Source organism: Runella limosa DSM 17973, assembly GCF_000482465.1.
GTDB classification, from domain to species: Bacteria; Bacteroidota; Bacteroidia; order Cytophagales; family Spirosomataceae; genus Runella; species Runella limosa.
In genome coordinates, this window is the sequence record NZ_AXVJ01000040.1 from 19,947 (window position 1) to 46,483 (window position 26,537).

Below are 26,537 nucleotides of genomic sequence, written 5' to 3' on the forward strand. Positions count from 1 at the left end.
AAAACCTAACACGATGATTGACAAAAAAGCTAAAATTGTTGCTACCGTAGGTCCTGCTTCCGAAACGTCTGAAATGCTCCAAGCATTAGTACAAGCAGGAGTAAACGTATTTCGTCTCAATTTCTCTCACGGCACTCATGCCGACCACCAAGAACGTATCAACCGCATTCGTGAGAACAATGCAAAATACGGTTTTAGCGTCGGAATTTTACAAGATTTGCAAGGCCCTAAAATTCGCATCGGTAACGTAGAACACAAAGACGGTGTGAAAATTACGGCAGGACAAAAATTAGTTTTTACCAACGAAGAAATCATCGGTACCTCTGAGCGCGTAAGTACACCTTATAAAGGTATGTACCGCGACGTGCGCATGGGTGAGCGGATTTTGATGGACGACGGAAAACTCGAAGTAAAAGTAGTTGGTATTGACGGAACAGACGTGGTGACCGAAGTTATTTACGACGGGATTTTGAAATCGAAAAAAGGCGTAAACCTTCCTAATACCAAGGTTTCGATGCCATCGGTGACGGAAAAAGACTACGAGGACTTGGAATTTGGTCTTCAAAACGATGTAGAATGGATTGCACTTTCATTTGTACGCTATGCTTCTGACATTCAAGAAGTAAAAGACTATATCAAATCGAAAGGTAAAAATTGCCGCGTAGTGGCTAAAATCGAAAAGCCAGAGGCGATTGATAATATCGACGAAATCATCGCTATTACAGATGCTATCATGGTAGCTCGCGGCGACTTGGGGGTTGAGCTCCCTGCCGAAGAAGTACCTATGATTCAGAAAATGATTGTAGAGAAATGTAATCGTGCAGCCAAGCCTGTCATCGTGGCTACGCAGATGTTGGAAAGTATGATTGACGCCCCACGCCCGACGCGTGCCGAAATCAACGACATTGCCAACTCCGTTCTCGATGGCGCCGATGCCGTGATGTTGAGCGCAGAAACTGCCTCTGGAAAATATCCAGTAGAGTCTGTCACAAGCATGGCACAGACCATCAAGCGAGTGGAAGAAACCGAAGCAGCGAAAGATGCCAAAGAAACCAAAATTTATTTCAAGCACCACGCGGCAGTTAATGACCATAGCAGCGCTAATGTCCTCAACGACAACGTCGTCATGAGTGCTTGCCGTTTGGCACGTGATACACAAGCAAAAGCAATCATTGGGGTAACTCGTTCGGGTTATACTGCGTTCCGTTTGTCGCACCACCGTCCAGAGGCCAATTTGTACGTCTTTACTTCTAACCAGAAATTGATTGACACACTTTCATTGTATTGGGGAGTAAAAACTATTTATTACGACCGCGAAGATCTTTCGAGCGACGCCCTCATCGAAGACATCAAACAAGTATTGATTGAAAAAGGCGCGCTCCAATCGGGCGATGTTTTTGTCAATACCTTGAGTATGCCTGTCACTGAGCATCGTAAAACAAATGCAGTGAAGCTCAGTATTGTTGAATAATCAGAGAGACCTGATTGAAATAAAAGGTAAAAAGGGCAATGACGCAGCAGCGTTGTTGCCCTTCTTCTTTTCTAGGTGTTTGAGGTTTTGCTGTATTTCCACTTAAAATACAGAATCACGAAGGAAAGCATCAAAGTAACGGTATTGGCAGCGATGACGGGAAATGAATGCGTCATCAGTCCGTAGGCTAGCCAAAGCGCTACCCCCACGGTAAAAAGTAAAAACATGGCCAAAGAAACGTCCTTTGCCGATTTTGTTCGATATATTTGCATCACTTGTGGAACGAAGGCAACCGTCGTCAAAATTCCTGCGATGTACCCTAATGTCTCTAACATGGCGTTGTGTATTTGAGTCCTTTTTACTATTTATCGGAAAAGTTATAGAAAAAGTTTCTTATCAACGCAAAGTTCTTTAAATAATACAACAAATGATTATTAGAATAAAAAATACTGCCATTCTCGTCTCAATTATTACACCCTCCACAGTGTGAGCAAGGCGCGTATGTCCACCAAACAAAAAAGCCCCTTCTCACACCGAGAGGGGGCTTTTTTGTTGCCCACAAGCAAAAAAACCGTTTTTTGTTTGGAAAATAAAAACCGACCCTATTTATTTGTAACGCAATTACGCAATTAGCGTAATTTCGCTCACAGAAAAAATTTGCTTTAAAATGTTCACTATAACAGGCGTGGTCGTGGTCCTCATTATTAGCACCCAAACGGTGTGAGTGAAACCCGATTGCCCTCAGAAGCCTCACTCACACCAACAACGAGTGAGGCTTTTTTGTAAAAAAACCTTTCTATTATGTCAGAGCAACTAAACAAATTCAGCCGCACACTTACCCAAGAAGTGACCAACCCCGCCGCTAAAGCGATGCTTTACGGAGTAGGTCTAACCCAAGAAGACATGCAAAAAGCCCAAATCGGGATTGCAAGTACGGGTTATGAAGGAAATACTTGTAACATGCACCTTAACGGGCTTTCGGTGCACGTCAAAAAAGGAATTCAAGAAAACGGCATGGTGGGGCTTATCTTCCACACCATAGGGGTCTCTGACGGAATGACCAACGGAAACGCTGGGATGAGCTACTCGCTGCCCTCGCGTGACTTGATTGCAGACTCCATCGAAAACGTAGTAGGTGCACAATGGTACGACGGCGTAATTGCGGTTGTAGGTTGTGACAAAAATATGCCAGGTGCCATGATGGCTCTAGCACGCCTCAATCGCCCTGGTATGCTTGTTTATGGCGGAACCATCCGTACGGGAGAATACAAAGGTCAAAAGCTTGATATTATCTCAGCATTTGAAGCCCTTGGAAAGAAATTTGCGGGAACCATCTCGGACGAAGATTACGAAGGTGTGATTCAAAACGCCATTCCAGGCGCAGGAGCTTGCGGCGGGATGTACACGGCCAATACCATGGCGAGTTCGATGGAAGCCATGGGTCTTACCCTTCCCAACTCTTCGACCTACCCAGCTACGCACGAAGGTAAAAAAGCAGAGTGTATTGCCATCGGCGCAGCCATGAAGCAGTTGCTCGAAAAAAATATCTGCCCACGCGACATCATGACGCGCAAGGCATTTGAAAATGCGCTTACGGTAGTCATGGCGCTTGGTGGCTCAACCAACGCCGTATTGCACTATTTGGCGATTGCCCGCGCGGCCGAAGTTGAGTTTACGTTGAAAGACATCCAAGATATTTCGGACCGTACGCCATTGATTGCCGACCTTAAGCCATCTGGTAAATACTACATGGAAGATGTATTGGCCATCGGTGGTGTACCTGCCATCATGAAATACCTCCTCCAAAAAGGACTTCTCCACGGTGATTGCTTGACCGTAACGGGCAAAACCATTGCCGAAAACTTAGAAGATGTCCCTGAATTGAGTTTCGATAGTCAGAAAATTATCTTCCCGCTCGAAACCCCACTTAAACCAACAGGTCACTTACAAATTTTGTACGGAAACCTAGCGACAGGCGGTGCCGTAGCAAAAATCACGGGCAAAGAAGGTGAACGTTTTGAGGGAATTGCGAAGGTATGTGAGCGCGAAGAAGAAGTGATTGAATTCATTTCTAAAGGAGAAGTAAAAGCAGGCCACGTGCTTGTGATTCGCAACGAAGGCCCGAAAGGCGGCCCAGGGATGCCCGAAATGCTTAAACCTACTTCGGCAGTAATGGGCGCTGGACTTGGCGATAAAATCGCGATGATTACCGACGGCCGCTTCTCAGGAGGAACGCACGGTTTCGTGGTCGGTCACGTCACACCTGAAGCATACCTTGGCGGAAACATCGCTTTGGTACAAGACGGCGATAAAATTACGATTGATGCCGTCAACAACGTACTCCAATTGCACGTATCCGACGAAGAATTGGCGGAGCGTCGTAAGCTTTGGAAACAACCAGAGCCTCCGTTTACGAGAGGAACATTAGGTAAGTATATCCGCAATGTGAAATCGGCAAGCGAGGGTTGCGTAACGGACGAAGCGTAGTGTCTAATTTTGACTTTACTATCTGCCAATGATAGTGATTTTTTGAAAGTACCTAAGTTGAAATACAAGTCATTGAACACATAAAATCCCCAAAACCATGGGAAATTACATGACTATGGTAGCTGCGCAAGATGCCGCTGCCCTCGAAGAAGTACAAACACCAGCACAGACTGAAGCTCCACGTATTTTGTCGGGAGCGCAAGCCCTCATGGAGTCGCTTATTGCCGAAGGGACAGAGGTGATTTTTGGCTACCCAGGGGGAGCTATCATGCCTACCTACGATGCCCTTTTTGACTACACCGACCGCCTCGACCACATCTTGGTACGTCACGAGCAAGGAGCAGGCCACGCGGCACAAGGCTATGCTCGTACCAGTGGCAAGCCTGGGGTCTGCTTGGTAACGTCTGGCCCAGGGGGTACCAACTTAGTCACACCTATCGCCGATGCCATCATCGACTGTACGCCATTGGTCTGCATTATTGGACAAGTAAAGTCAACGCTGTTAGGTACCGACGCATTTCAAGAAACGGACATTATTGGCGTAACTACCCCCGTCTGCAAGTGGAATTACCAAATTACCAACGCCGACGATGTTCCAGCTATTATCGCCAAAGCTTTTTACATTGCTAAATCAGGCAAACCTGGCCCAGTAGTCATCGACTTTACGCGTGACGCGCAAGTGAGCCCGATGACCAAACCCTACGAATACAAAAAAGTAGAGACGTTGGCCAGCTATAAACCCCGCGTCATTCCGAAAGATGAGCACCTCGAAAGGGCAGCACAGCTCATCAATAACGCCCAACGACCCTATGTTTTGTTTGGTCAAGGGGTACTAATTTCGGGAGCCGAAGAAGAACTGAAAGCCTTTGCTGAAAAAACCGACATCCCATGTGCGAGTACTCTTCTCGGGCTTTCGGCCATGCCAATTGACCACCCTAACTACGTGGGTTGGCTCGGCATGCACGGCAACTACGGACCTAACGTATTGACTACCCAAGCCGACGTTGTGATTGCGATTGGAATGCGTTTTGATGACCGTGTCACAGGCGACGCAACCAAGTACATCCGCCAAGCCAAAGTCATTCATATTGAAATTGACCCCGCCGAAATTGATAAAATCATCAAGGCTGATGCGCCTGTGGTCGGCGATGCCAAAGAAACTTTGAAGCGTCTTTTGCCATTAGTCAAGCAAAATAACCATGCTGCTTGGCGTAATGAGTTCAAAAAATACGACCTCATCGAAGAGCAAAAAATTACGCAACGTGAGCTTACTCCCGAAGGCCAAATCAAAATGGCAGAGGTGGTAAATATGCTTTCGGAGAAAACCAATGGGGAAGCGTGCGTAATTGCCGATGTAGGTCAGCACCAGATGATTGCGGCGCGTTATTACAAATTCAAAAATCCGCGTTCTTACATTGCCTCTGGCGGCCTCGGCACCATGGGCTTTGCCATTCCAGCGGCTTTTGGCGCTAAAAAAGGCGCTCCTGAGCGCGAAGTTGTTGCCTTTATTGGTGATGGTTGTTTCCAAATGACCATTCAAGAACTTGGGACAATTGCGCAAAGTGGTCTTCCTGTGAAGTTGATTATCCTCAACAACAATTACTTAGGCATGGTGCGTCAGTGGCAGCAGTTGTTTTTTGAAAAACGCTACTCGTTTGTGGAGCTTCAAAACCCTGATTTTGTCACCATTGCCAAAGGTTTTGGCATCGCTGGACATACCTGCTCCGATCGCGAGAATTTGGGCGAATCGCTCAATCGCCTTCTCCAGTCAGACAAACCGTACTTGTTAGAAGTGATGGTTGAAAAAGAAGAAAACGTTTTCCCAATGGTACCTGCGGGTGCGGCCGTTGCCGATATTCGCCTAGACTAAACGAGGGTTATGACAACTTACACTATTTGCGTATTTACAGAAAATACCTTCGGGTTACTGAATAAGATTACAGTCATCTTTACCCGTCGTCGTATCAATATTGAAAGCCTTACGGTATCCGAAACCGAGCGCCAAGGCGTGTCTCGTTATACAATTACCATCAAACACGACAAACGCGAGGAAGTAGAAAAGCTCGTTCGCCAAATTCGTAAGGTGGTAGAAGTTCTTGCGGTGTTTGGTTATTTAGATGACGAAATCGTTTACAACGAAATCGCCCTCTTTAAAGTAGCCACGCCTATCGGCGGAAAACCCATTGACATCGAAACCATCAACAAAATTTACAAAGCATGGGTCGTGTATTGGGGACTTGACTACGTTGTGATTGAAAAAGCGGGAAATGAAAACGAAATCCTTGATTTCTTCCGCTACATCAAGTCGTATGGTATTTTAGAATTCGTAAAATCGGGTAGAGTAGCCGTCGGAAAAACCCCCGCTGGCTTAGTCGAATACCTACCCGAAGAAGTACATTGGGAGTATTATGTATAAAAGTGCGTTATTTGTAGTTCTTTTCAAATCAATACATGGAACAACTGCAATCTCTCACTACTCCTTTTAAGGGATTAGAAACCCGACTAAAAGCGTTCTTTGACAGTAGATTCTGGCAATTCAAGGTATTATTTTTGTCCTTGGCTATTTCAGTGAGTACTTTGTTAGTATTCAATTTCATCTTTGTTGACCGTGGCTTTCGTGATTTATACCAAGAAATGCGTCACCCCGGGTCAATAGGTGGTCTTTTTTGGGACGACATCATCAAGCAAGGTGCTGACCCATTTACACCCAAAGATTACGAAGCAGGTTCACACGAAGCCAATCAAACGTTCAGACTTACCGTACCGCTCATTGCGTATGCCTTGCACCTCAATGTCGCAGGTTTGTACTTGCTTCATGTCATTGTAGGATTGGTATTTTTGTGGTTAGTTATTCAAATCACCTACCAAATTCTCCAAAATCGGTTATTGGTGTTTTATTTCCTGACAGGCTTTACGGCCATTTATGCGGGAGCTAATTTTTACATCAATTACCTAGGTCATGCCGATGTTTTTCCGTTTTGTTTTTTGGCGTTGGCTTTTTACCTACGTAACCCGTTTTGGATGCTCTTGTTTACCCAATTAGCTTTTTGGTGCGACGAACGAGCCATCATCAACTCCTCCTACTTGGGGTTGTGGTTTGTTCTTCCAATGCTAAAAGAAGTAATTGAAACCAAACAGCTTCGCCTAAAACAAATTCCTCTTCAGGCAGTAGCATTGGTGGTAAGTGCGGGTTTGTATTTGATTGTTAGGCAATGGTTATCAAGCACCTATGGCTTAAAAGTAGGCCATGACAATGCGCTTTCTCACCGTACTACTTGGTGGAGTTTGAGTATTTTAGGAGATAAGTTTACGCGAGGCTTTGAAGGATTTTGGCTAATTATTTTTGCAGGCATGGCCGTTTTGGTTATGCTCAAAGATTGGCTCACGTTTGGGTTGCTACTAGGGTGCTTTATGGCTACCGCAGCCATTAGTATCATGGTTGCCGATGGCACACGGTCGCTTTCGTTTGGTTACATGATTTTCTTTTTCATGCTTTCCACCTTACGAAAGCACATTCCTGTCTCTCAGCTCACTTATTTGTTCATAGTAAGTACCCTCATTTCACTTATGCTTCCTATCTCCTTTCCTTAACCTCTTATGAATCAGGCGTACTACAAAGAATATTATCACATTGAACGCAAGCACTGGTGGTTTTTGGTTCGTAATCAAATCATTATGAACCACCTGCGTGGTCAACTTAGTAATAACCGACCTCTCAAAGTACTTAACATTGGAGTTGCCACAGGACGTACCTCAGAACTACTTACCGAGTTTGGCTCGGTCAAGTCAGTAGAATACGACCAAGCGTGTTTTGAGTTTACCAAAGCCGCAGTACCATCGCTCGACATCATCCAAGGTTCGATTCTTGAACTTCCTTTTGAAGATCAATCGTACGACCTAGTATGCGCGCTCGATGTCATTGAACACGTCGAAGAGCATCAGTTGGCGGTACAAGAAATGCAGCGAGTTTGTAAACCAGGCGGTTTTGTCTGCGTCACTGTTCCTGCGTTTAATTTTTTATGGAACCAGCACGACGACGTCAATCACCACGTTCGGCGATATACTCGGCCGCTGTTAGAGGGTCTGTTTCAATCCACAGGCAAAATCACTTTCAGTAGCTATTTTAATTTTTGGTTATTTTTTCCCATTGCGGGATTTAGGTTGTTGTCGCGGTTATTGCCGCTTCATCATCGAAAAATTGAAGAAGCAGGTTCAGATTTTACGGTCATGAACGGTTCTGTTTTTCAAAAAGTATTTTACGGTATTTTCAACACTGAAAATGCCTTTATCAAAAGTGGCATTCAGCTCCCAGTGGGCGTATCATTGCTACTTAGTTGGCAGAAGAAATAAAACCACAGTTATTGTATTACCCAAATAAACAAATCAATTCAATGGCACAAATCAATTTCGGCGGGACCGTAGAAGAAGTAGTAACCCGCGAAGAATTTCCTTTAGAGAAAGCGCGTGAAGTATTGGCAAACGAAACTATCGCGGTAATCGGTTACGGTGTTCAAGGTCCAGGCCAAGGCCTTAACATGCGCGACAACGGCTTCAACGTTATCGTTGGTCAGCGTAAAGGCAAAACATACGACAAGGCAATCGCTGATGGTTGGGTACCAGGCGAAACCCTTTTCGAAATCGAAGAAGCCTTGGAAAAAGGCACAATCATTTGTTTCTTATTGTCGGATGCAGCCCAAATCGAATTGTGGCCAACCGTTAAAAAATATTTGACTGCTGGTAAGTCATTGTATTTCTCTCACGGATTTGGAGTAACTTACAACGACCAAACAGGTATCGTTCCTCCAGCTGACGTGGACGTATTCTTGGTAGCTCCTAAAGGCTCAGGTACTTCACTCCGTCGTTTGTTCGTAGAAGGAAAAGGTCTTAACTCATCGTTTGCGGTATTCCAAAACGCTACTGGCGAAGCCCGTACGAAGTGTATCGCAATGGGTATCGGAGTAGGTTCAGGCTACTTGTTTGAAACTGACTTCTACCGTGAAGTAACGTCTGACCTTACAGGTGAGCGTGGAACATTGATGGGTGCTATCCAAGGAATTTTCGCGGCTCAGTACGAAGTATTGCGCGAAAACGGCCACTCTCCATCAGAAGCGTTCAACGAAACGGTAGAAGAATTGACGCAGTCGTTGATGCCATTGGTGGCTGAAAACGGTATGGACTGGATGTACGCTAACTGTTCAACTACTGCTCAACGTGGTGCGCTTGACTGGTGGAAGCCTTTCAAAGAAGCTACTAAGCCTGTGTTCCAACAACTTTACAACTCAGTAAAATCAGGTGAGCAAGCAAACATCTCTATCACTCGTAACTCGCAGTCAGACTACCGCGAGAAACTTGAAGTAGAATTGGCTGAACTCCGCGAGTCTGAAATGTGGCAAGCAGGAGCAGCTGTTCGCAGCTTGCGTCCAGAGCGTAACTAATACTATTAACCTCGATAAGGGCTGGTACCCCCGTTCAAACCCTTGCCGCGGTTGTTATAGTATCTTTATTTGAGAATATAGAAAATCCCCCGAGTTGTGTAACTTCGGGGGATTTTTGCAACCACCCAACTTCATCTATTTCTATGAGCCTTGCACCCGACAAACATAAAGCCAAAAATGCCGATTTTCCGACGTTCGACAATATATTACAAGCCGCCGAACGCATTCGTAAAGTCGCCAAACACACTGATTTAGAACTTAATCTCAACTTTTCGGAGCGCTACGAAGCCAATATCTATTTTAAACGGGAAGACTTGCAAGTGGTTCGTTCGTACAAAATTAGAGGGGCTTACAACAAAATGGCTAGTCTGTCGGCCGAAGCCCTCGAAAAAGGAGTCGTATGTGCTAGTGCAGGAAACCACGCGCAAGGAGTAGCCTATGCTTGCAATAAGATGCAAGTACGCGGCACGATTTTTATGCCAAGCACGACCCCTGCTCAAAAAGTAAAACAGGTGAAGTTGTTTGGAAAAAACCAGATTGAGGTTGTCCTCCACGGCGACACGTACGATGATGCTTATCACGCTGCGAAGCACTTTTGTGAAGCCCACGCCGCTACGTTCATCCACCCTTTTGACGACGTGCAGGTGATGGAAGGCCAAGGAACCGTAGGTTTGGAAATTTTCCGCGATGCTGATTTTAAAATCGATTATCTACTTTTTGCCATTGGCGGAGGTGGACTAGCCTCTGGGGTGACTACCGTTTTTAAACAACTCAGCCCAGCTACCAAGCTCATTGGCGTAGAACCCGTAGGCTCTCCCACAATGCACACGGCTATTAAAGAGGGACACGTCGTTACACTCGACAACATTGATAAGTTTGTGGACGGGGCCGCCGTCAAACGCGCTGGTGAACATACCTTTGAGGTGTGTCGCAAAAATTTGGACGATATTTTGCTGATTCCCGAAGGAAAAGTCTGCTCCACGATTTTGCAACTGTACAACGAAGAAGCCATTGTGGTTGAGCCCGCAGGAGCGCTTACCGTAGCCGCACTTGACCAAATCAAAGACGAAATTAAAGGCAAAGACGTAGTGTTATTGATTGGAGGTGGCAACAACGACATCACCCGTACCGAAGAAATCAAGGAACGTTCGCTGCTGTACGAAGGCTTAAAACACTACTTTATCATTCGCTTTCCGCAGCGTTCGGGCGCATTCAAAGAGTTTTTAAACCACGTACTCGGCCCCAACGATGACATTGCTCACTTTGAATATTCTAAAAAAACCGCGCGTGAACGAGGCCCTGCTTTGGTAGGAATCGAACTGAGAAACAAAGAAGATTTTGAGCCGCTTTTAGCCCGCATGAAAGAGCATAATATTCAGTTTGAGTACATCAATAATAAACCTGATTTGTTTGAGTTTTTGATATAAACTTTAAAAGAGCATGAAACTCCATTTAAAAGAAATAGATACTTCTCAAGGAAGAGTTGTTCAGATGCCAGTTGAAGAATGGGAGCGATACAGTCGTCAATATGAGCAAATGAAAATAAGACTATATTGGAAAAAACGTTTGAAATCTTCTATCAATCAGGTCAAGAAAATGGAGGCTGGCAAACTCCCATCCAAAACCATCGAAGATTTCCTCAATGAGCTTTGAGATAACAGTAACGCCCGATTTTCAACGACGAGCCAAAAGGCTTTTGAAAAAATATGCTTCGTTAAAATCCGATTTGGCAGTCTTGGTAGCACAATTACGAGAAAACCCAACTATTGGTGTCTCTTTAGGAGCTAATGCTTTCAAAATTCGCTTGGCTGTCAAGAGTAAAGGAGGAGGAAAAAGTGGTGGAATTCGTATTATAACAGTAGTAGTTTTCCTAAATAATCGAGTGTATCTAGCTGATATTTATGATAAATCAGAACAGAGTACACTTACTGATAAAGAATTAAAAAAATTGATTGAAGAGATAGAAAATGAACTTTGATTTTAGAAAATACCACGTGCGCGCCATCAATGCCCGCGACGAAGCCGAAAAGGCGGCCATCAACCAAGAGTTGAAAGATTTGTACGACTCATTGTCTGATGACGATAAAAAAGTGTTCAGTGAAGAGCTACAGAAGTTTTTGGTATCCCAATACAAAGCCATCGGCGATGAGTATCAGGCGCTGAAAGATGGCGGCGCGTTAAACTAACCCCGATTAACTTTCCTCATGCTTCGCGTCCCTTCTTCCATCAGCGCCCAACAGTTTCAGTCTCTGAAAATTCAGGACACGACTTTTGTGGCCTACCGAAGCGACGTGTATCCCGAGCGTAACGAGATTTTCTTTGAAGAACACGCCGTCGTTGTCGTGCTGGAAGGAGAAAAGAAGTTTATCTCCCCCAACCAAGACCTCCACGTTCGCAAAGGACAAATTTTATTTTTTCAGCGAGGCTGCTATTCCATGAACGAATCCATCGGAAGCGACTACCGCAGCCTTGTTTTTTTCTTTCACGAAAAGCTACTGAAAGAGTTTGTAAGCCAAAATCAATCGTTGTTCGACAAAGCAGATGTCGAAAACCCTCAGCCTATTTTGGCGTTACAGTCCTCTTCGGCTTTTGAAAAGTTCATTGATTCCCTTTTTCCCTATTTCAACTCACAAACGCCCTACTTGAATCAGTTTTTACGACTCAAGTTTCAGGAATTACTGCTTCATTTATTGGAAATCGACGGCTCCAATCAACTCAAAACCATTTTGTTTAATATTTACAAAGGGCAAAAAACAGACTTGGAATACTTGCTCAACAACTACTACCTAAAACCTCTGACAATAAGTGAATTAGCTCATCTTTCTGGACGAAGTTTGTCTGCCTTTAAGCGCGAGTTTGAAGCCCAATTTCACGCCTCACCTGCCCATTGGATTAAACAAAAACGCCTAGAACAAGCGGCTTTTTTACTCAAAAACGCCAATAAAAACGTATCCGAAGTTAGTATGGAAATTGGCTATGAGAGTGTTTCGCATTTTATCAAAGCCTATAAGGAGAAATATGGGGAAACCCCGAAGAGAAATAAATGATTAAACCACATTTTCAAAAACATCTTCCAACTCCACCTCCAACTCAGGCAGTGTACGAACTTGCAATGGCCCAGGTTGTTGAAGGTGTCCAAAATGCCCCAGAAGGGCGTATTTATGCCCCTCAAGTAAATAAATACTAACGGTTTTTGCCTCAGGAAATACAATCCAATATTCGCTTACGCCTACTTCTTCGTAAAGGTTAAATTTTTCGTTCAGGTCTTTTTTGGCCGTTGAAGGTGACAAAACTTCAATTACCATATCAGGAACCCCGTTACAGCCTCGTTCATCAATTTTAGTAGGATCACAAATCACACAAATGTCTGGTTGCACAACAGTCTTAGTATCAGGCATTAATTCACCATTGGCATCATACGTCGGCAAGCGAACATCAAACGGACGTCCAAATATCAGGTACTTTTTACGTCGAAGATAAAAACCAATTATACCATACAGATTTCCTACTACTTGTTGATGTTGCGTATAGGGCGTAGGTATTTCAAAAATCTTCCCTTTAATAAGTTCTACAAACTCCTCAAATTGCCATTGGAGATATTCTGAGTAGGTATAGCTACCATTCTTATCCAATTGCGATAGCGAAGTGATAGGCATAGCTGTAGCGTCTTTTTGCAAAAATAATCAATTATTCAAAAGCAATCAAAGTATTAAATTGGGTCAAATATCTACAAAGAACCAAAATCGCTATTGTTTGAGCGTACGACGTCATGTCTCTTTGAAAGGAATCTTGCAATTTTGTATCGTATTATTTTCCCATTGCATTAATCTCAAATTGATATGTCAAACCAACCAACAACTCTCTTCGACAAAGTGTGGGATGCGCACGTTGTCCGCAAGATTGCAGACGGTCCCGATGTTTTATTTATCGACCGCCACTTTATTCACGAAGTAACCAGTCCAGTAGCGTTTTTGGGCTTGGAGAGCAGAGGCATTGGCGTGTTGTTTCCGAATCGTACGTTTGCTACGGCCGACCACAACACCCCTACCATTAACCAACATTTACCCGTAGAAGACCCTCTTTCGGCCAATCAGCTCAAAGCGTTGGAAACCAACACCGCCAAATACGGTATTTCACACTGGGGCTTGGGCCACCAAAAGAACGGGATTGTACACGTAGTTGGGCCTGAAAACGGCATCACCCTTCCAGGTATGACGATTGTCTGCGGTGATTCACACACTTCTACCCACGGAGCATTTGGAGCAATTGCGTTTGGTATAGGTACCTCCGAAGTAGAAATGGTCTTGGCGTCGCAGTGTATTATGCAGCCTAAACCAAAGAAAATGCGCATTACCATCAACGGTCAATTAGGCAAAGGGGTACTTCCTAAAGATGCGGTATTGTACATCATTTCTCAAATTTCGGCCAGTGGTGCTACGGGTTACTTCGTAGAATACGCTGGGGATGTATTTGAAAACATGAGCATGGAAGGCCGTATGACGGTTTGTAACATGTCGATTGAAATGGGTGCGCGCGGTGGTATGATTGCCCCCGACGAAAAGACGTTTGCTTACCTAAACGGACGCGAGCAATCGCCAAAAGGCGAAGCTTGGGAAAATGCCGTTGCGTACTGGCAAACCCTCAAAACCGACGAAGGCGCTGGGTTTGACTTGGAATACACCTACAACGCGGCCGACATTGAGCCTCAAATCACCTACGGAACGAACCCAGGTTTAGGAACGGGTATCACTAGACACATTCCGAAAGCTGCTGATGTACTTGACGGAGCCGCCTCTTATGCTAAGTCATTGAATTACATGGGCTTCGCCGAAGACGAAAGCATCTTAGAAAAACCCATTGATTATGTTTTCTTGGGTAGCTGTACCAACGGCCGTATTGAAGACTTCCGCGCGTTTGCTTCCATAGTGAAAGGCCGTAAGAAAGCTGACAATGTAACCGCTTGGTTGGTTCCTGGTTCACACATTGTGGAGGCACAAATCAAAGAAGAAGGCATTTTGGATATTTTGACCGACGCAGGTTTCCAACTTCGTCAGCCAGGCTGCTCGGCTTGCTTGGCGATGAATGACGACAAAATTCCTGCGGGTAAATATGCCGTAAGTACCTCTAACCGTAACTTCGAAGGTCGTCAAGGCCCAGGAGCACGTACGTTATTGGCTAGCCCATTGGTAGCCGCTGCCGCCGCTATTACTGGTAAAGTCACTGACCCACGGGAGTTTTTGTAGTTCTATTTCGCGTACATTGTCACCCTGCAAGGGTCTAATAATCATTCATCATGGCATACGATAAATTCACCATACTAACCAGTTCGGCAGTGCCGCTTCCGTTGGAAAACGTGGACACTGACCAAATCATCCCTGCTCGTTTCTTGAAAGCTACTGAGCGTAAAGGATTCGGCGACAACCTTTTCCGCGATTGGCGCTACAACGGCGACGATACGCCTAAGGCCGATTTCGTTTTAAACAATCCTCTTTACAGCGGTAAAATCTTAGTAGGCGGCCGTAACTTCGGTAGCGGTTCGAGCCGTGAGCACGCTGCCTGGGCTATCTACGATTACGGATTCCGTTGTGTAGTGTCCAGCTTTTTTGCTGATATCTTCAAAAATAACTCCATCAACGTAGGGATTTTACCCGTGACGGTAACGCCTGAATTTTTGGATAAAATTTTCCAAGCCATCGAAAAAGATGCTAACTCCGAATTGACGGTTAATCTTGCTGAACAAACTATTACGATTGTTTCGACGGGCGAATCGGAGTCATTTGACATCAATGGCTACAAAAAACACAATCTCATCAATGGTTACGACGATATCGACTATCTACAAGCCATGAAAGAGGAAATCGGTGTATTTGAAGCCGCTCGGCCTTATTAATTTCTATGAGCTACATCGAAATAATGGATACGACACTCCGCGATGGTGAACAAACCAGCGGAGTGTCTTTTTCGGCTTCGGAGAAATTGGCCTTGGCGCAATTGCTCCTTACCGAAGTAAAAGTGGACCGAATCGAGATTGCTTCTGCACGGGTATCAGCAGGGGAATTGAAAGCGGTTCAAAAAATCACGAAGTGGGCGCAAGAAAATGGCTATATCGACAAGGTGGAAGTACTCACATTTGTCGACGGTGAGGCATCTATTAACTGGATGCTTGAGTCAGGGGCTAAAGTGATGAATCTTCTTACCAAAGGGTCGCTTAATCACTTGACGCACCAACTCAAAAAAACGCCTGAAGCGCACTTTGCTGACATTCAAAAAGTAATCGAATTAGCGCAATCAAAAGGAATTTCGGCCAATGTTTACCTCGAAGACTGGAGCAATGGAATGCGCAATTCACCCGAATATGTATTTCAATTTCTTGATTTTCTAACTACCCAGCCGATTTTACGGGTGTTGCTCCCTGATACCTTGGGCGTCTTAACCCCTGCTGAGTCGTATTCGTACATCAAGTCAATCGTTGAACGCTACCCCAATCACCACTTTGATTTCCACGCCCACAACGACTATGACCTCGGCATCGCTAACGTCATGGAAGCCGTACGCGCGGGAGCTCATGGGCTTCACTTGACCGTAAACGGGATGGGCGAACGAGCAGGTAATGCGCCGTTGGCTAGTGCCATTGCCGTTTTGAAAGACTTTATGCCAGAAGTAGAGACGGGCGTCGTGGAGGAGTCGTTGTTTTCTGTAAGTAAGATTGTCGAAACCTTCTCTGGGTTACGCATTCCTGCAAACAAACCGATTGTCGGTGACAATGTGTTTACCCAAACCGCAGGAATTCACGCCGACGGCGACAAAAAAAACAACCTCTACTTCAACGAGTTAATGCCTGAGCGTTTCGGGCGGAAGCGTTCGTACGCCTTGGGCAAAACGTCGGGCAAGGCCAATATCGAGAACAACCTTCACGAATTGGGCATTAAGCTTTCCGACGAAGACCTCAAAAAGGTAACGCAGCGTATCATCGAACTTGGCGACCGCAAGGAAGTAGTAACGCAAGAAGACTTGCCGTATATTATTTCGGACGTGTTGGATAGCAACGCGATTGAGTTTAAGATTGAGATTCTTAACTACGTCCTGACGCACTCCAAAGACCTTCGCCCTTCAGCGACGCTCAAACTCAAAATTGAGGATGAAACGTTTGAAGAAAATGCGCAAGGCGACGGCCAGTACGATGCGTTTATGAATGCGTTGAAAAAGATTTATGCAAAGAAAGATTTGGAACTTCCTTTGCTGACGGACTATGCAGTTCGTATCCCAACGGGTGGACAAACCGACGCGCTTTGTGAGACTGTAATCACGTGGAATTGGAATCAAAAAGAGTTTAAAACGCGTGGCCTCGACTCTGACCAAACGGTCTCAGCCATCAAAGCCACTCAAAAAATGCTAAACTTGATTTCGCTTTAAAAGATAATTGATTAACCACGGAGTATCACAGAGTTATGGCACGGAGTTATACGGAGTTTGATAATCTTACTGGCAATATTTTAAAATGTGCCTACGAGGTACATACAAAATTAGGGCCAGGTTTGTTAGAAAGTGCTTATAAGGAGTGCCTAGCCTACAAATTACAAGCAGAAGGGTTATTTGTTGAAAAAGAGAAAGCAATGCCCCTAATTTTTGAAGAAGTAAAACTTGAGTGTGGTTACCGAATTGACATCTTGGTCGAGAAATCAATTGTATTAGAATTGAAGTCAGTAGAATCTTTAAATGATGTCCATACAGCACAAATATTGACTTATATGCGTTTAGGCGAATACAAAATTGGGTATTTGATGAATTTTAATGTAAGCAGCTTACGGAATGGCATCAAAAGGTATGTATTATAAAACTCTGTGTAACTCGGTGACAAACCGCTGCGGCGGACCGCTCCGTGTAACTCAGTGGTTAAAATTCAAAATTACAAATGGCAAAAAAACACATCCTTATCGTACCCGGTGATGGAATCGGGCAAGAAGTTACCACGGTTGGTAAACAAGTTTTAGACCGTATCGCCGAAAAATTCGGCCATGAATTTACCTACGACGAAGCCCTCATCGGCCACGTAGCCATCGAAGCAACGGGCGACCCGCTTCCTGAAGAAACCCTCGTTAAAATGCGTGCTTCGGACGCTATTTTGTTTGGCGCCGTAGGTCACCCAAAATACGACAACGACCCATCGGCGAAAGTACGCCCAGAGCAGGGCTTGTTGAAAATGCGTAAAGAACTTGGTTTGTACGCCAACCTCCGCCCTATCAAGTTGTTCGACGAATTGTTGGAAGCCTCAAGTATCAAGCCCGAAATCCTAAAAGGCAGCGATATCCTCTTCTTCCGCGAGTTGACGGGCGACGTGTATTTTGGAAAACGCGAGCGTCTCGACGACGGCAACACGGCGTACGACACCATGATTTACAGCAAATACGAAGTAGAGCGTATTGCTCGTAAAGCATTTGAAGCAGCTCGTACCCGTAGCAAAAAATTGATGTCAGTTGATAAAGCTAACGTTTTGGAGTCGAGCCGTTTGTGGCGCGAAGTAATTCAAAAAATTGCTCCCGAATATCCAGATGTAGAAGTTGAGCATCAGTTCATTGACGCCGCTGCAATGTTGCTCATCAAAGATCCACGTCGTTTTGATGTAGTGGTAACGGGTAACCTTTTCGGTGATATTTTGACCGACGAAGCCAGTCAAATTGCAGGTTCGATGGGAATGTTGGCGTCGGCATCGGTAGGCGACAGCACGGGCGTTTATGAGCCTATCCACGGTTCGGCGCACGATATTACGGGCAAAGGCGTAGCCAACCCATTGGCCTCTGTTCTTTCTGCCGCGTTGTTGTTGGATATTTCGTTTGGCCTAAAAGCCGAAGCAGATGCCATCATCGCAGCGGTTGACAAAGTATTGAAAGACGGTTTCCGTACACGCGACATCGCCAACAGCGAAACTCCAGCCGATAAAATCCTAGGTACTGATGCCATGGGTGCAGAGTTGTTGAAGCATTTGTAGGAATCAATGATTCAAACGATTAGAAACATACTAACAAAGCCCCACATAGCCATCGTTTGGACGGTGGCTATTTTGGGGCTTTGATAATACTCATTTAAAAAGGTAACTGTTTAATCCTAATCTTACGGTCATCTACCGTAACAGTAGCTCCAGCTTCAAGATAGGGAATCAATTCAGATAAGTGATCCTCGACAAATGCCTTTAAAAACGTTTTACTCATTTTTGAAGTTCGGAATGTTAATATAGAAGGCTTAGTTTCATTATTCAAAGCCGCCAATCGAGAGAAATCTAAATCAAAAGTTACGATAATGAAGCCATTTTCTTGGGCAAATAGTCTTATGACTTCATCAGGCGTATTGGTTAGCCTGTAATCAGAAACATGAAAACTTTCGTGATTGTTGTCAATACAAAATACTTCACTGTAGTACGAAGGCAGATTTTCGTCTAGTAGAAACTTCATGCTGCTTTCATCGGAATGTATATTTCTTGTATGCGCTGCGCTGCAAACATAATTGCCTCGTTAATAGCCGTTTCTGATAACTGAGGAAAAGCCACAAGTAAATCACCAACCGACATTCCACCAGCAAGATGCGCTAAAATAGATGATACCGTAATACGCGTATCTTTGATTCGTGGTAAACCTTGACAAATACCTGAATCAGCAACGATGTAAGAGAAATTAGTAATTTGCATAGCTATTTTCTGATGTATTTATTGCCAAAGTTAGGTAGTTAAAATCGCTTTGGCAAATCTGAACACAATGATTAAACAACTCACAAAAATGTTTTCAAAGCCCCACATAGCCATCGTTTGGACGGTGGTTATTTTGGGGCTTTGCTCTATTCCACGTCAAGAAATGCCCGATGGAATGGGTTCTGACAAACTCCATCACTTTGGAGCGTTTGGAATATTAGGCGCACTTTGGTACTGGGCTAAACCTAACCCTTGGTGGGTGATTATTGGCGGAAGTTTGTACGGATTATTTATTGAAGTATGGCAATATGTAATGCCCATTGGCCGCACATTCGACTTGTATGACGCCTTGGCCGATGCGGTTGGGGTCATTGTTGCGGTGCCTATTGCCCACTGGATTTGGAAATTCATCAAAACCTACGAAAGTTGATTTAGAGTGTAGTTACTTCTTTTATGTTGCACGATTTTTACAAAAAACACCCAACAAGCCAAAGGTTATCAACCGTTTAATCAAAACATCTCGAAATATCTACCATGAGATTGTTCAAGAATCATTTATAGTATTCCTTTGCAATGGTCTTAGTGGAAACATGAGCATTTTTTCATCTGAAAATGATGGAGAATGTGATAAACTGCAGAGCTAACCACACGGAAGGCTTTGCAGTTTTTTTGTTGTAAATTCAAACCTGACCAGCTTTGAGCGCGGCGACGAACCACCCTGTTTTTAGCCCATAAAGTATCATTCTTATTCTCCATAATCAAGCAAGCAAATGGTCATAAAAAAAATTACAACAAGCCTTCTTTTACTGTTGGCGGTCTTGGGCAAGGTAGCTGCGCAGCCTTATACTTTGGACAAAAAAATAAAGCCAATAGAGTTGAAAATGTTTGATTACAAGAAAAAGGGAGAACCTCTGATGAATGGAAAGATCCACAGTTCGGTCTTTAAGCAAGAAAAAGATACGGCGTATTTTTTTGTAAAAGGAGCAGGCATATACCAAACAGTCATAGTAGCAATAGCCAACAAAAAAACTAATCAAGTGCTAGGAGTCACTTTGTGTAAAGATAGCTGGAACAAACCCGACCGAATGGCTAAGGTAGAAGGCTCAAAGACTTATTATGAAAAGTTCAGGACCGAAGGTAGCTTCGGTATCAGAGTCATTCCTAAGCAAGCAAAGAATGAATATCAGATTATGGTATGGATTAGTGATGAACCCAAGACCATAAAAATACCCGATGCCTTTCGCTTGAAAACTACTAAAACTACTAACAACAAGAAGAAACCATGAAAAGCATTATTATTTTCTGTATCTGCATAAGTAGTTTTTGTCTAGGTAGTTTGGCCCAAGGACGCGTAACACAAACAATGATGAATATAGGTGATGTGCTTACGGATGATTTTACAGGTGCGATGCTTGATGGCATGGAGACTATTATAACATCAGGAGGTAGTGTTTCTGATATGAGAGATGGTACAGCAACCCTTTCTTCAACCGAATGTGTTCCCGATTTTACCCAAGATTTGAGCCAAGATGTGATAGTGAGCTGCAACGAGGAACCAAGCTGTATTGATTGTTTCGAAAAAGCGTACGCAAAAGTAAATTTTTACCGAAGACAATTGGCTCGATTACGATGTATCTACAATAACACAAAGACGTATAAAGACGCCGCAGTTGCCCTTGGTGACAACACCAGTGGTATTCATGCGATGGCAGGAATGGCTTGGCAAAAAGAACGAGTCACCATTATGAATACCTACAAGAATATGCAAAAAACTTACGACGCCAAAAGCACCCAATTTTTGGAAGGACTCTATGACTCTTTGCAAGAACTTAATACCTGTATGTACATAGCTGGCGAGAATAATTGGTACACCAAGTCAGGCTTTATTTATTTCGAGTTTATGCAAGAACGCTACAAACGAGCCGACTAACTATGAAACACCTCATTTGTATTACAGCTTTGTTATTGTTATTTGAAACACTAACTGCACAAACGCCAAAACCTAAAGAAAACTTTGACATTGAGGCTTTTAAGGCCCAAGTAGAAGCTATGTCGAAGAAAGAAAAAGAGGCTAAAACTACGAATCAAAGCAGCACGCCAAGTAGGGGTAGTAGTCGCGGGGCTAACCCGAAAGCATCTTATGAGCGGTTGAGCGATGCCGAAAAAGCAATGCTAAAAGATTGGCCCATGCCACCCGATGTTTTTCGCACTGCCGATGAAGCCCAAGCTTTTGAAGACAAACTTAAAGGTAAAGACGTCACAAAGATGATCAATGCAAACCCGACGGCTTCAATAGCTTTCAAATTACACTTGATAAGTTATCAAGGAATTCATCAGAAAGCGATGAGAATTGTAAAAGAAGCCGCCACCAAAAAAGCCAAATTTCAACAAGAAAACCCCAGCATCAATTTTGGCGAAGCAACGGGCAAAACCTATGTCTGCAAAAATGACGTCATTTATTTACCACTCGGCGATGCCTCCTTCGCGGATGAAGTTGTGTCGGTCAACTACGGCGGTGGCGACATTCGTTTTCCCGAAAAAAACAGTCTTAATGCTCCAGACTATGTAGAAACATCTAACCGCCGCGAAAACAAAGGAGTATATAGCTTGGGGCTGGGTGGGTCGCTTATCGTCAAATTCACCAACAACGCTTTGGTTGACGTAAAAGGCCCCGATTTATATGTCTTTGAAATGGGGCAAGTAGAGCCTACCAACTTAGAAATCAGCACCGATGGTAGTAATTGGATAAGTGTAGGCACAATCAGTGGTGGCGTAGCCGAGGTGGACATCAGCAAAATGGCCAAACCAAATGAATATTACTATTATGTCCGACTGACTGATCTAAAATCATCGTCAACCGTACCTGGAGCTGACATAGATGCCGTGGCTACCATTGGCGGGGCTATGCGATTGAGCCTAAATGCAGAAGTACTGTTTGATACTGGCAAATCAGACCTGAAACCCGAAGGCGTTGCCGCCATTAAAAAACTGGCAACGCAGCTCAAAGACATCCAAAAAGCGACCCTCAATATAGCAGGCTATACTGACGATATTGGCAGTGACGATACCAACCAAAAACTATCTTTGGCCAGAGCTGCGTCTGTTTCTAAGGTATTGCAACAAGAAGTTGGAGGTAGCAATAGGTTTGTATTCAAAACCAAAGGTTACGGAGAACAAAACCCAACAGTTCCCAACAACAATGATGAAAATCGCAAGAAAAACCGAAGAGTCGAAGTCTTAGTAGCGTCATTTTGAACCACTCAGCGACAGCTTCAATTTTACAACTATCATAAACATTACCTATGAAATATCTGCTTCTGGTTTTTTCCTGTTTGATTTCTGTATTTGTAGTCAAAGCACAAAAATCGTCCTGTAATTGTACGACCAAGCAAGGCAATTATTCACTTACAATCGAAGGCACGGTTATTTATAAAGGCACAAGCAAAGCTAAAGGGCATACTTACGATGTAAATTTGAGCTTTAAAAATGAGTCGAGTTGTGGGTTGAAGGTCGAATCAATACTCATGGGAAGTACACTCATAAACCCTGCCGTTAGCCTAAACACCGACTCCAAAAGCCGTAAGAAAAGCTTCAAAAAACTAATTCAGCTCAACACTTTGCTCGAACCCTCAGTCGGTTTAGACGACGCCCTTTTTGCCGATTTGCTCGTAAGTTATACACTCAATGGCAAGCCCTGCTCACATGATGTGACTGTGGCTTACAAAAAATAATTTGGCTCGTAATGTATCAATGCCCTGCGCTGCTTCTTTCGTAATTGCAATTCTAGCCATAGCGATATTTATTAAAAAACCTGTGAGGGTTTAGCCCCACAGGTTTACCCTCTTCCCTACTAGCCTAAAAGAACCCTAATTTATTTTTGTCGTACGAAATCAACATGTTTTTGGCCTGACGATAATGATTTAACATCATTTTATGCGTCTCTCGGCCAATACCTGATTTCTTGTAGCCACCAAATGGCGCATGAGCAGGATACGCATGGTAGCAGTTTACCCAAACACGACCCGCTTGTACCGCACGCGCTACTTTGTAGGCTTGGTGCGTGTCACGCGTCCATACCCCTGCGCCGAGGCCATAAAGTGTATCATTGGCAATCGCAATCGCTTCCTCTTCCGTTTTGAAGGTAGCTACGCACACCACTGGCCCAAAAATTTCTTCTTGGAAAATGCGCATTTTGTTATTGCCTTTGAACAACGTTGGTTTGATATAATATCCACCTTCAAGTCCTTCGTTATAAGCAGCTCCACCACCTGTGAGCAACTCTGCCCCTTCTTCTTTACCAAGGTCGATGTAATGCAGAATTTTTTGGTATTGGTCGTTCGATGCCTGTGCTCCCATCATCGTACTTGGATCGAGCGGGTGTCCCAACTTAATGGCCTCAATACGCTCTACTACGCGCTGAATAAAAGCATCGTAGATAGATTCATCCACCAAAATACGCGACGGACACGTACATACTTCGCCTTGGTTGAGGGCAAACATGGTTGCACCTTCCAAACACTTATCGAAGAATTCGTCGTCGGCATCCATGATGCTTTTGAAGAAAATATTTGGTGATTTTCCTCCCAGTTCAAGCGTAACAGGAATGATATTTTTAGACGCATATTGCATAATCAATTGCCCCGTTGTCGTTTCTCCCGTAAACGCAATTTTATTGATACGAGGGCTAGATGCTAATGGCTTACCTGCTTCAATGCCAAAGCCGTTGACGATGTTCAGTACACCCGCTGGCAACAAATCTTGAATCAATTCAGCCAACACCATGATTCCCACGGGCGTTTGTTCGGCAGGCTTCAACACCACGCAATTTCCTGCGGCCAAAGCAGGTGCAATTTTCCAAGTGGCCATCAACAACGGGAAATTCCAAGGAATGATTTGTCCGACTACACCAAGTGGTTCGTGTACAATCAACGACAATGTGTTGGAATCCAACTCCGAAGCTGAACCTTCTTCGGCCCGAATTACGCCTGCAAAGTAGCGGAAGTGGTCGATTGCCAAGGGTAAATCAGCGGCTTTAGTTTCACGAATTGGCTTGCCGTTGTCCCACGTTTCTACACTTGCCAACAGTTCCAAATTTGCCTCCATCGCATCCGCAATTTTTAGCAAAATGTTGCTTCTCGTCGTCACCGAGCTGTTATTCCACTGCGGAGCGGCGGCCCAAGCGGCATCCAAAGCAAGGTTAATATCTTCTTCAGTCGAACGAGCTACTTTCGTAAATACCTGACCATCAACAGGAGAAGTAGTTTCAAAATACTCTCCTTTCACAGGGCTGACCCATTGTCCGCCAATGAAGTTATCATAGTGGGTTTTAAAGATTGGCTTCGCTACCAAGTTGTTTTGTTGGGTGATTACAGTTGACATAGTTATAAGGGCTTTGTGTTTCAAAAAGATTTTGCACAAAACAACCTTCAAAAAATCACATTTAATTGACCTATTCTGCTCACCATTTTCCCTATCCTATCAACTGATTGCACTATTCTATCAACTGTTGTACTATACTACCATTGTATGCGTTTTTGAAGTACTTTTAGTATGATTTTAAGAATTAATACAACAAATTCTTTAGCAACATATACCCATGGTTGAGTTGAATCCCTTGCATTATCAAAACCGCCGCCTCGAAACGTTGGTAGAAAATCGTACCCTGCATACGCTTAACAATGCAGAATTGAACATTTTTGAGACGCATCAAAAGGCGGCGCAAGTGATGTTGCAGTTTAGCGAACCTGTGTTGGCAAGTATGATACGCGGTAAGAAAATTATGCACCTTCAGAACACGCCTTCGTTCGGGTTTTTACCTGGAGAATCAGTGATTTTGCCCTCCAACGAATTGATGTGTATTGATTTTCCAGAAGCTACCGAACAAAACCCTACGCAGTGCCTAGCGTTGGCTTTCAACGAAGCGAAGCTCCAACAGGCCGTCAATTTGCTCAATGAACGTGGGCTGAAACAAAATGGGAAGGAATGGAGCATGACCGATTATAATTATCATTTTACCAACGACATTGCCATCAACCAAATCCTGCAACGGCTTATTTTTATTTTCACCGAAAACCACCCTTCTAAAGATATTTTTGCCGATATGCTGCTCCAAGAGCTTATCATCCGCATTTTGCAAACTGAATCGAAGAGTATTTACCTTAAAAAGTCTTACACCCAGCCCAACAACGACCGTATTTCGTTTGTCCTTAACTTTATTCGGGAAAATATCACTGAAGACCTTACCATTGAGCTGCTGAGTGAAAAAGCCTACATGAGTGAGTCCAATTTTTATCGTACGTTTAAGCACGAGACAGGTTCTACTCCCATTGATTTTATCATCGAAGAGCGTCTAAAATTAGCAGAAAGTCTGCTTCGTGACCCTAAAATGAGCGTCAAAGAGGCTTTTATGGCCAGTGGGTTCAATAGCTTTTCGTACTTCTGCCGTATTTTCAAGAAAAAGAAAAACCTCTCCCCTACCGAGTTCAAGGAAAAATCAAATCAGCTCAAAAATAGGTCTGCTGCATAAATCAAAGCGCGTCGGAGACGCGGTACCATACCCGTCCCGAAACGCAGTTCGGGACGAGCGCCAGCTCGCCCCAAATTCCAATTTGGGGCGAAAAAAGGCTTCGCGTCTCCGACGCATTTAATACAATAGTGGCGTCAGAAACGCGGTACCATACCCGTCCCGAAACGCAGCTCGAGACGAGCGCTAGCTCGCCCCAAATTCCAGTTTGGGGCGCAAAAAGGCTTCGCGTCTCCGACACATTTAATACAATAGTGGCGTCAGAAACGCGGTACCATACCCGTCCCGAAACACAGTTCGGGACGAGCACAAAGCACAAAATCTCCCAAAACACTAACAATCAGCTCATTCCAAAAAATCTTCTAGGATATTTTAAAATTCATCTTTCTATTTCGCCGACCTTACGATAGCAAACCAAGAATATCGTAACCGATGGCCTCAAGTAAGTACTACATTCGTAATCCTGAAGAAGTGTATTTTCTCACATCAACCGTTGTGGATTGGGTAGATGTCTTTACTCGACCCATCTACAAAGATATCATCGTGGACTCCCTACGTTATTGTCAATCTCATAAAGGATTAATGCTGTATGGCTGGGTATTGATGAGTAATCATCTTCATTTACTGGTTCAAGCCAAAGAGGGTAAGTTATTAGGTGACATTATGCGAGACTTCAAACGATTCACCGCCAATCGCCTTCTTGAAGCTGTTCAGTTTGAAAATGAAAGCCGTAAAGAGTGGTTAATGCATAAGTTTGAATGGAATGGAATGCAAAATATAAATCTAGCCACGAGAAGTATCAATTTTGGCAAGCGGGAAATCATGCCAAAGAGTGTTTTTCGTTTGCGTACATTGAACAAAAACTAAACTACATTCATCAAAACCCAGTAAGAGCAGCCATTGTAGAGTATCCCGAAGAATATCTATATAGCTCTGCACGAA

General features: G+C 44.0%; 30 protein-coding genes. 24 read left to right on the plus strand and 6 right to left on the minus strand.

Features of this window, described 5'->3' with window-relative positions; all coding sequences use genetic code 11:
* Positions 1–13 precede the first annotated feature (13 nt).
* The gene (gene pyk / locus K339_RS0101735; protein WP_084332080.1) at positions 14–1,471 is read left to right on the plus strand and encodes a pyruvate kinase; all 1,458 of its coding nucleotides are present in this window, start codon (positions 14–16) and stop codon (positions 1,469–1,471) included.
* 71 nt (positions 1,472–1,542) lie between these two features.
* Here the strand turns inward: pyk and K339_RS0101740 are convergent, their stop codons facing one another.
* Positions 1,543–1,806 (minus strand): SWEET family sugar transporter, encoded by a 264-nt coding sequence (locus tag K339_RS0101740; protein WP_028522059.1) that lies wholly within the window; start codon positions 1,804–1,806, stop codon positions 1,543–1,545.
* A 466-nt stretch (positions 1,807–2,272) separates the two neighbouring features.
* Here K339_RS0101740 and ilvD point away from each other — a divergent pair, with 466 nt between their 5' ends.
* From ilvD to K339_RS0101800, 11 genes are all read left to right on the plus strand, one after another.
* Positions 2,273–3,958, plus strand: a complete 1,686-nt coding sequence (gene ilvD, locus K339_RS0101750; protein WP_028522060.1) for a dihydroxy-acid dehydratase — start codon at positions 2,273–2,275, stop codon at positions 3,956–3,958.
* Positions 3,959–4,055: 97 nt separating this feature from the next.
* A complete protein-coding gene (ilvB, locus tag K339_RS0101755; RefSeq protein WP_157607445.1) occupies positions 4,056–5,828 on the plus strand; it encodes a biosynthetic-type acetolactate synthase large subunit in 1,773 nt (590 codons plus the stop codon).
* Positions 5,829–5,837: 9 nt separating this feature from the next.
* Positions 5,838–6,374, plus strand: coding sequence for an acetolactate synthase small subunit (gene ilvN / locus K339_RS0101760; protein WP_028522062.1), 537 nt, complete (start codon positions 5,838–5,840; stop codon positions 6,372–6,374).
* Between the two features lie 35 nt (positions 6,375–6,409).
* Complete coding sequence (locus tag K339_RS0101765) at positions 6,410–7,549, plus strand: hypothetical protein (RefSeq protein ID WP_028522063.1); 1,140 nt, start codon at positions 6,410–6,412, stop codon at positions 7,547–7,549.
* A 6-nt stretch (positions 7,550–7,555) separates the two neighbouring features.
* On the plus strand, positions 7,556–8,308 hold the full coding sequence (locus K339_RS0101770) for a class I SAM-dependent methyltransferase (protein ID WP_028522064.1): 753 nt from the start codon (positions 7,556–7,558) through the stop codon (positions 8,306–8,308).
* Between the two features lie 41 nt (positions 8,309–8,349).
* Positions 8,350–9,393: a ketol-acid reductoisomerase gene (gene ilvC / locus K339_RS0101775; protein WP_028522065.1), complete on the plus strand. Its 1,044-nt coding sequence runs from the start codon at positions 8,350–8,352 to the stop codon at positions 9,391–9,393.
* 143 nt (positions 9,394–9,536) lie between these two features.
* Positions 9,537–10,820, plus strand: a complete 1,284-nt coding sequence (ilvA, locus tag K339_RS0101780) for a threonine ammonia-lyase (protein ID WP_028522066.1) — start codon at positions 9,537–9,539, stop codon at positions 10,818–10,820.
* Between the two features lie 13 nt (positions 10,821–10,833).
* Positions 10,834–11,046, plus strand: coding sequence for a hypothetical protein (locus K339_RS0101785; RefSeq protein ID WP_028522067.1), 213 nt, complete (start codon positions 10,834–10,836; stop codon positions 11,044–11,046).
* A complete protein-coding gene (locus K339_RS0101790) occupies positions 11,036–11,371 on the plus strand; it encodes a type II toxin-antitoxin system RelE/ParE family toxin (RefSeq protein WP_028522068.1) in 336 nt (111 codons plus the stop codon). Before K339_RS0101785 ends, K339_RS0101790 begins: the two co-directional genes overlap by 11 nt.
* On the plus strand, positions 11,361–11,579 hold the full coding sequence (locus K339_RS0101795; protein ID WP_028522069.1) for a hypothetical protein: 219 nt from the start codon (positions 11,361–11,363) through the stop codon (positions 11,577–11,579). Before K339_RS0101790 ends, K339_RS0101795 begins: the two co-directional genes overlap by 11 nt.
* A gap of 18 nt (positions 11,580–11,597) precedes the next feature.
* Positions 11,598–12,440, plus strand: coding sequence for a helix-turn-helix domain-containing protein (locus K339_RS0101800; protein WP_028522070.1), 843 nt, complete (start codon positions 11,598–11,600; stop codon positions 12,438–12,440).
* Here K339_RS0101800 and K339_RS0101805 read toward each other — a convergent pair whose 3' ends face one another.
* A complete protein-coding gene (locus K339_RS0101805) occupies positions 12,441–13,049 on the minus strand; it encodes a Uma2 family endonuclease (protein ID WP_037298972.1) in 609 nt (202 codons plus the stop codon). It abuts the gene before it with no gap.
* A 183-nt stretch (positions 13,050–13,232) separates the two neighbouring features.
* Between K339_RS0101805 and leuC the strand changes: the two genes are divergently transcribed.
* From leuC to leuB, 5 genes are all read left to right on the plus strand, one after another.
* Complete coding sequence (leuC, locus tag K339_RS0101810) at positions 13,233–14,636, plus strand: 3-isopropylmalate dehydratase large subunit (RefSeq protein WP_028522072.1); 1,404 nt, start codon at positions 13,233–13,235, stop codon at positions 14,634–14,636.
* Positions 14,637–14,686: 50 nt separating this feature from the next.
* Positions 14,687–15,283, plus strand: coding sequence for a 3-isopropylmalate dehydratase small subunit (gene leuD / locus K339_RS0101815; RefSeq protein WP_028522073.1), 597 nt, complete (start codon positions 14,687–14,689; stop codon positions 15,281–15,283).
* Between the two features lie 5 nt (positions 15,284–15,288).
* The gene (locus K339_RS0101820; RefSeq protein ID WP_037298974.1) at positions 15,289–16,806 is read left to right on the plus strand and encodes a hydroxymethylglutaryl-CoA lyase-like TIM-barrel protein; all 1,518 of its coding nucleotides are present in this window, start codon (positions 15,289–15,291) and stop codon (positions 16,804–16,806) included.
* 35 nt (positions 16,807–16,841) lie between these two features.
* Positions 16,842–17,228: a GxxExxY protein gene (locus K339_RS0101825; protein WP_028522075.1), complete on the plus strand. Its 387-nt coding sequence runs from the start codon at positions 16,842–16,844 to the stop codon at positions 17,226–17,228.
* Between the two features lie 77 nt (positions 17,229–17,305).
* A complete protein-coding gene (gene leuB / locus K339_RS0101830; protein WP_028522076.1) occupies positions 17,306–18,379 on the plus strand; it encodes a 3-isopropylmalate dehydrogenase in 1,074 nt (357 codons plus the stop codon).
* A gap of 94 nt (positions 18,380–18,473) precedes the next feature.
* On the opposite strand, the gene K339_RS0101835 is transcribed toward leuB, so the two are convergent.
* Positions 18,474–18,839, minus strand: a complete 366-nt coding sequence (locus K339_RS0101835; protein WP_028522077.1) for a DUF5615 family PIN-like protein — start codon at positions 18,837–18,839, stop codon at positions 18,474–18,476.
* A complete protein-coding gene (locus K339_RS0101840; RefSeq protein ID WP_037298977.1) occupies positions 18,836–19,072 on the minus strand; it encodes a DUF433 domain-containing protein in 237 nt (78 codons plus the stop codon). The genes K339_RS0101835 and K339_RS0101840 overlap by 4 nt, the downstream gene beginning before the upstream one ends.
* Before the next feature lie 88 nt (positions 19,073–19,160).
* Here K339_RS0101840 and K339_RS0101845 point away from each other — a divergent pair, with 88 nt between their 5' ends.
* The 5 genes from K339_RS0101845 (at position 19,161) to K339_RS0101865 (ending at position 22,803) form a co-directional block, all read left to right on the plus strand.
* Positions 19,161–19,502: a VanZ family protein gene (locus tag K339_RS0101845; RefSeq protein ID WP_169731803.1), complete on the plus strand. Its 342-nt coding sequence runs from the start codon at positions 19,161–19,163 to the stop codon at positions 19,500–19,502.
* Positions 19,503–19,842: 340 nt separating this feature from the next.
* Positions 19,843–20,358, plus strand: coding sequence for a hypothetical protein (locus K339_RS0101850; protein WP_028522080.1), 516 nt, complete (start codon positions 19,843–19,845; stop codon positions 20,356–20,358).
* A 77-nt stretch (positions 20,359–20,435) separates the two neighbouring features.
* Positions 20,436–21,002 carry a hypothetical protein gene (locus K339_RS0101855; protein ID WP_211243772.1) on the plus strand — a complete coding sequence of 189 codons (567 nt, stop codon included), beginning with the start codon at positions 20,436–20,438 and terminating at the stop codon, positions 21,000–21,002.
* Positions 21,003–21,004: 2 nt separating this feature from the next.
* Positions 21,005–22,327, plus strand: coding sequence for an OmpA family protein (locus K339_RS35680; protein WP_051397743.1), 1,323 nt, complete (start codon positions 21,005–21,007; stop codon positions 22,325–22,327).
* A gap of 47 nt (positions 22,328–22,374) precedes the next feature.
* Positions 22,375–22,803, plus strand: a complete 429-nt coding sequence (locus tag K339_RS0101865; protein WP_028522082.1) for a hypothetical protein — start codon at positions 22,375–22,377, stop codon at positions 22,801–22,803.
* Between the two features lie 124 nt (positions 22,804–22,927).
* Here the strand turns inward: K339_RS0101865 and K339_RS0101870 are convergent, their stop codons facing one another.
* A complete protein-coding gene (locus K339_RS0101870; RefSeq protein WP_028522083.1) occupies positions 22,928–24,451 on the minus strand; it encodes an aldehyde dehydrogenase family protein in 1,524 nt (507 codons plus the stop codon).
* Between the two features lie 217 nt (positions 24,452–24,668).
* On the opposite strand from K339_RS0101870, the gene K339_RS0101875 reads away from it, so the two are divergent.
* Positions 24,669–25,598, plus strand: coding sequence for an AraC family transcriptional regulator (locus K339_RS0101875; protein WP_028522084.1), 930 nt, complete (start codon positions 24,669–24,671; stop codon positions 25,596–25,598).
* Between the two features lies 1 nt (position 25,599).
* Here K339_RS0101875 and K339_RS0101880 read toward each other — a convergent pair whose 3' ends face one another.
* On the minus strand, positions 25,600–25,836 hold the full coding sequence (locus tag K339_RS0101880) for a hypothetical protein (protein WP_211243773.1): 237 nt from the start codon (positions 25,834–25,836) through the stop codon (positions 25,600–25,602).
* Positions 25,837–26,027: 191 nt separating this feature from the next.
* Here K339_RS0101880 and K339_RS32345 point away from each other — a divergent pair, with 191 nt between their 5' ends.
* Positions 26,028–26,462 carry a transposase gene (locus tag K339_RS32345; protein WP_229598678.1) on the plus strand — a complete coding sequence of 145 codons (435 nt, stop codon included), beginning with the start codon at positions 26,028–26,030 and terminating at the stop codon, positions 26,460–26,462.
* The last annotated feature ends 75 nt before the right edge of the window (positions 26,463–26,537 follow it).

Bases quoted from the DNA above. Each gene is read 5' to 3' on its own strand.
- pyk (WP_084332080.1), top strand. From the start codon at position 14: ATGATTGACAAAAAAGCTAAAATTGTTGCTACCGTAGGTCCTGCTTCC.
- K339_RS0101740 (WP_028522059.1), bottom strand. From the start codon at position 1,806: ATGTTAGAGACATTAGGGTACATCGCAGGAATTTTGACGACGGTTGCC.
- ilvD (WP_028522060.1), top strand. From the start codon at position 2,273: ATGTCAGAGCAACTAAACAAATTCAGCCGCACACTTACCCAAGAAGTG.
- ilvB (WP_157607445.1), top strand. From the start codon at position 4,056: ATGGGAAATTACATGACTATGGTAGCTGCGCAAGATGCCGCTGCCCTC.
- ilvN (WP_028522062.1), top strand. From the start codon at position 5,838: ATGACAACTTACACTATTTGCGTATTTACAGAAAATACCTTCGGGTTA.
- K339_RS0101765 (WP_028522063.1), top strand. From the start codon at position 6,410: ATGGAACAACTGCAATCTCTCACTACTCCTTTTAAGGGATTAGAAACC.
- K339_RS0101770 (WP_028522064.1), top strand. From the start codon at position 7,556: ATGAATCAGGCGTACTACAAAGAATATTATCACATTGAACGCAAGCAC.
- ilvC (WP_028522065.1), top strand. From the start codon at position 8,350: ATGGCACAAATCAATTTCGGCGGGACCGTAGAAGAAGTAGTAACCCGC.
- ilvA (WP_028522066.1), top strand. From the start codon at position 9,537: ATGAGCCTTGCACCCGACAAACATAAAGCCAAAAATGCCGATTTTCCG.
- K339_RS0101785 (WP_028522067.1), top strand. From the start codon at position 10,834: ATGAAACTCCATTTAAAAGAAATAGATACTTCTCAAGGAAGAGTTGTT.
- K339_RS0101790 (WP_028522068.1), top strand. From the start codon at position 11,036: ATGAGCTTTGAGATAACAGTAACGCCCGATTTTCAACGACGAGCCAAA.
- K339_RS0101795 (WP_028522069.1), top strand. From the start codon at position 11,361: ATGAACTTTGATTTTAGAAAATACCACGTGCGCGCCATCAATGCCCGC.
- K339_RS0101800 (WP_028522070.1), top strand. From the start codon at position 11,598: ATGCTTCGCGTCCCTTCTTCCATCAGCGCCCAACAGTTTCAGTCTCTG.
- K339_RS0101805 (WP_037298972.1), bottom strand. From the start codon at position 13,049: ATGCCTATCACTTCGCTATCGCAATTGGATAAGAATGGTAGCTATACC.
- leuC (WP_028522072.1), top strand. From the start codon at position 13,233: ATGTCAAACCAACCAACAACTCTCTTCGACAAAGTGTGGGATGCGCAC.
- leuD (WP_028522073.1), top strand. From the start codon at position 14,687: ATGGCATACGATAAATTCACCATACTAACCAGTTCGGCAGTGCCGCTT.
- K339_RS0101820 (WP_037298974.1), top strand. From the start codon at position 15,289: ATGAGCTACATCGAAATAATGGATACGACACTCCGCGATGGTGAACAA.
- K339_RS0101825 (WP_028522075.1), top strand. From the start codon at position 16,842: ATGGCACGGAGTTATACGGAGTTTGATAATCTTACTGGCAATATTTTA.
- leuB (WP_028522076.1), top strand. From the start codon at position 17,306: ATGGCAAAAAAACACATCCTTATCGTACCCGGTGATGGAATCGGGCAA.
- K339_RS0101835 (WP_028522077.1), bottom strand. From the start codon at position 18,839: ATGAAGTTTCTACTAGACGAAAATCTGCCTTCGTACTACAGTGAAGTA.
- K339_RS0101840 (WP_037298977.1), bottom strand. From the start codon at position 19,072: ATGCAAATTACTAATTTCTCTTACATCGTTGCTGATTCAGGTATTTGT.
- K339_RS0101845 (WP_169731803.1), top strand. From the start codon at position 19,161: ATGTTTTCAAAGCCCCACATAGCCATCGTTTGGACGGTGGTTATTTTG.
- K339_RS0101850 (WP_028522080.1), top strand. From the start codon at position 19,843: ATGGTCATAAAAAAAATTACAACAAGCCTTCTTTTACTGTTGGCGGTC.
- K339_RS0101855 (WP_211243772.1), top strand. From the start codon at position 20,436: ATGATGAATATAGGTGATGTGCTTACGGATGATTTTACAGGTGCGATG.
- K339_RS35680 (WP_051397743.1), top strand. From the start codon at position 21,005: ATGAAACACCTCATTTGTATTACAGCTTTGTTATTGTTATTTGAAACA.
- K339_RS0101865 (WP_028522082.1), top strand. From the start codon at position 22,375: ATGAAATATCTGCTTCTGGTTTTTTCCTGTTTGATTTCTGTATTTGTA.
- K339_RS0101870 (WP_028522083.1), bottom strand. From the start codon at position 24,451: ATGTCAACTGTAATCACCCAACAAAACAACTTGGTAGCGAAGCCAATC.
- K339_RS0101875 (WP_028522084.1), top strand. From the start codon at position 24,669: ATGGTTGAGTTGAATCCCTTGCATTATCAAAACCGCCGCCTCGAAACG.
- K339_RS32345 (WP_229598678.1), top strand. From the start codon at position 26,028: ATGGCCTCAAGTAAGTACTACATTCGTAATCCTGAAGAAGTGTATTTT.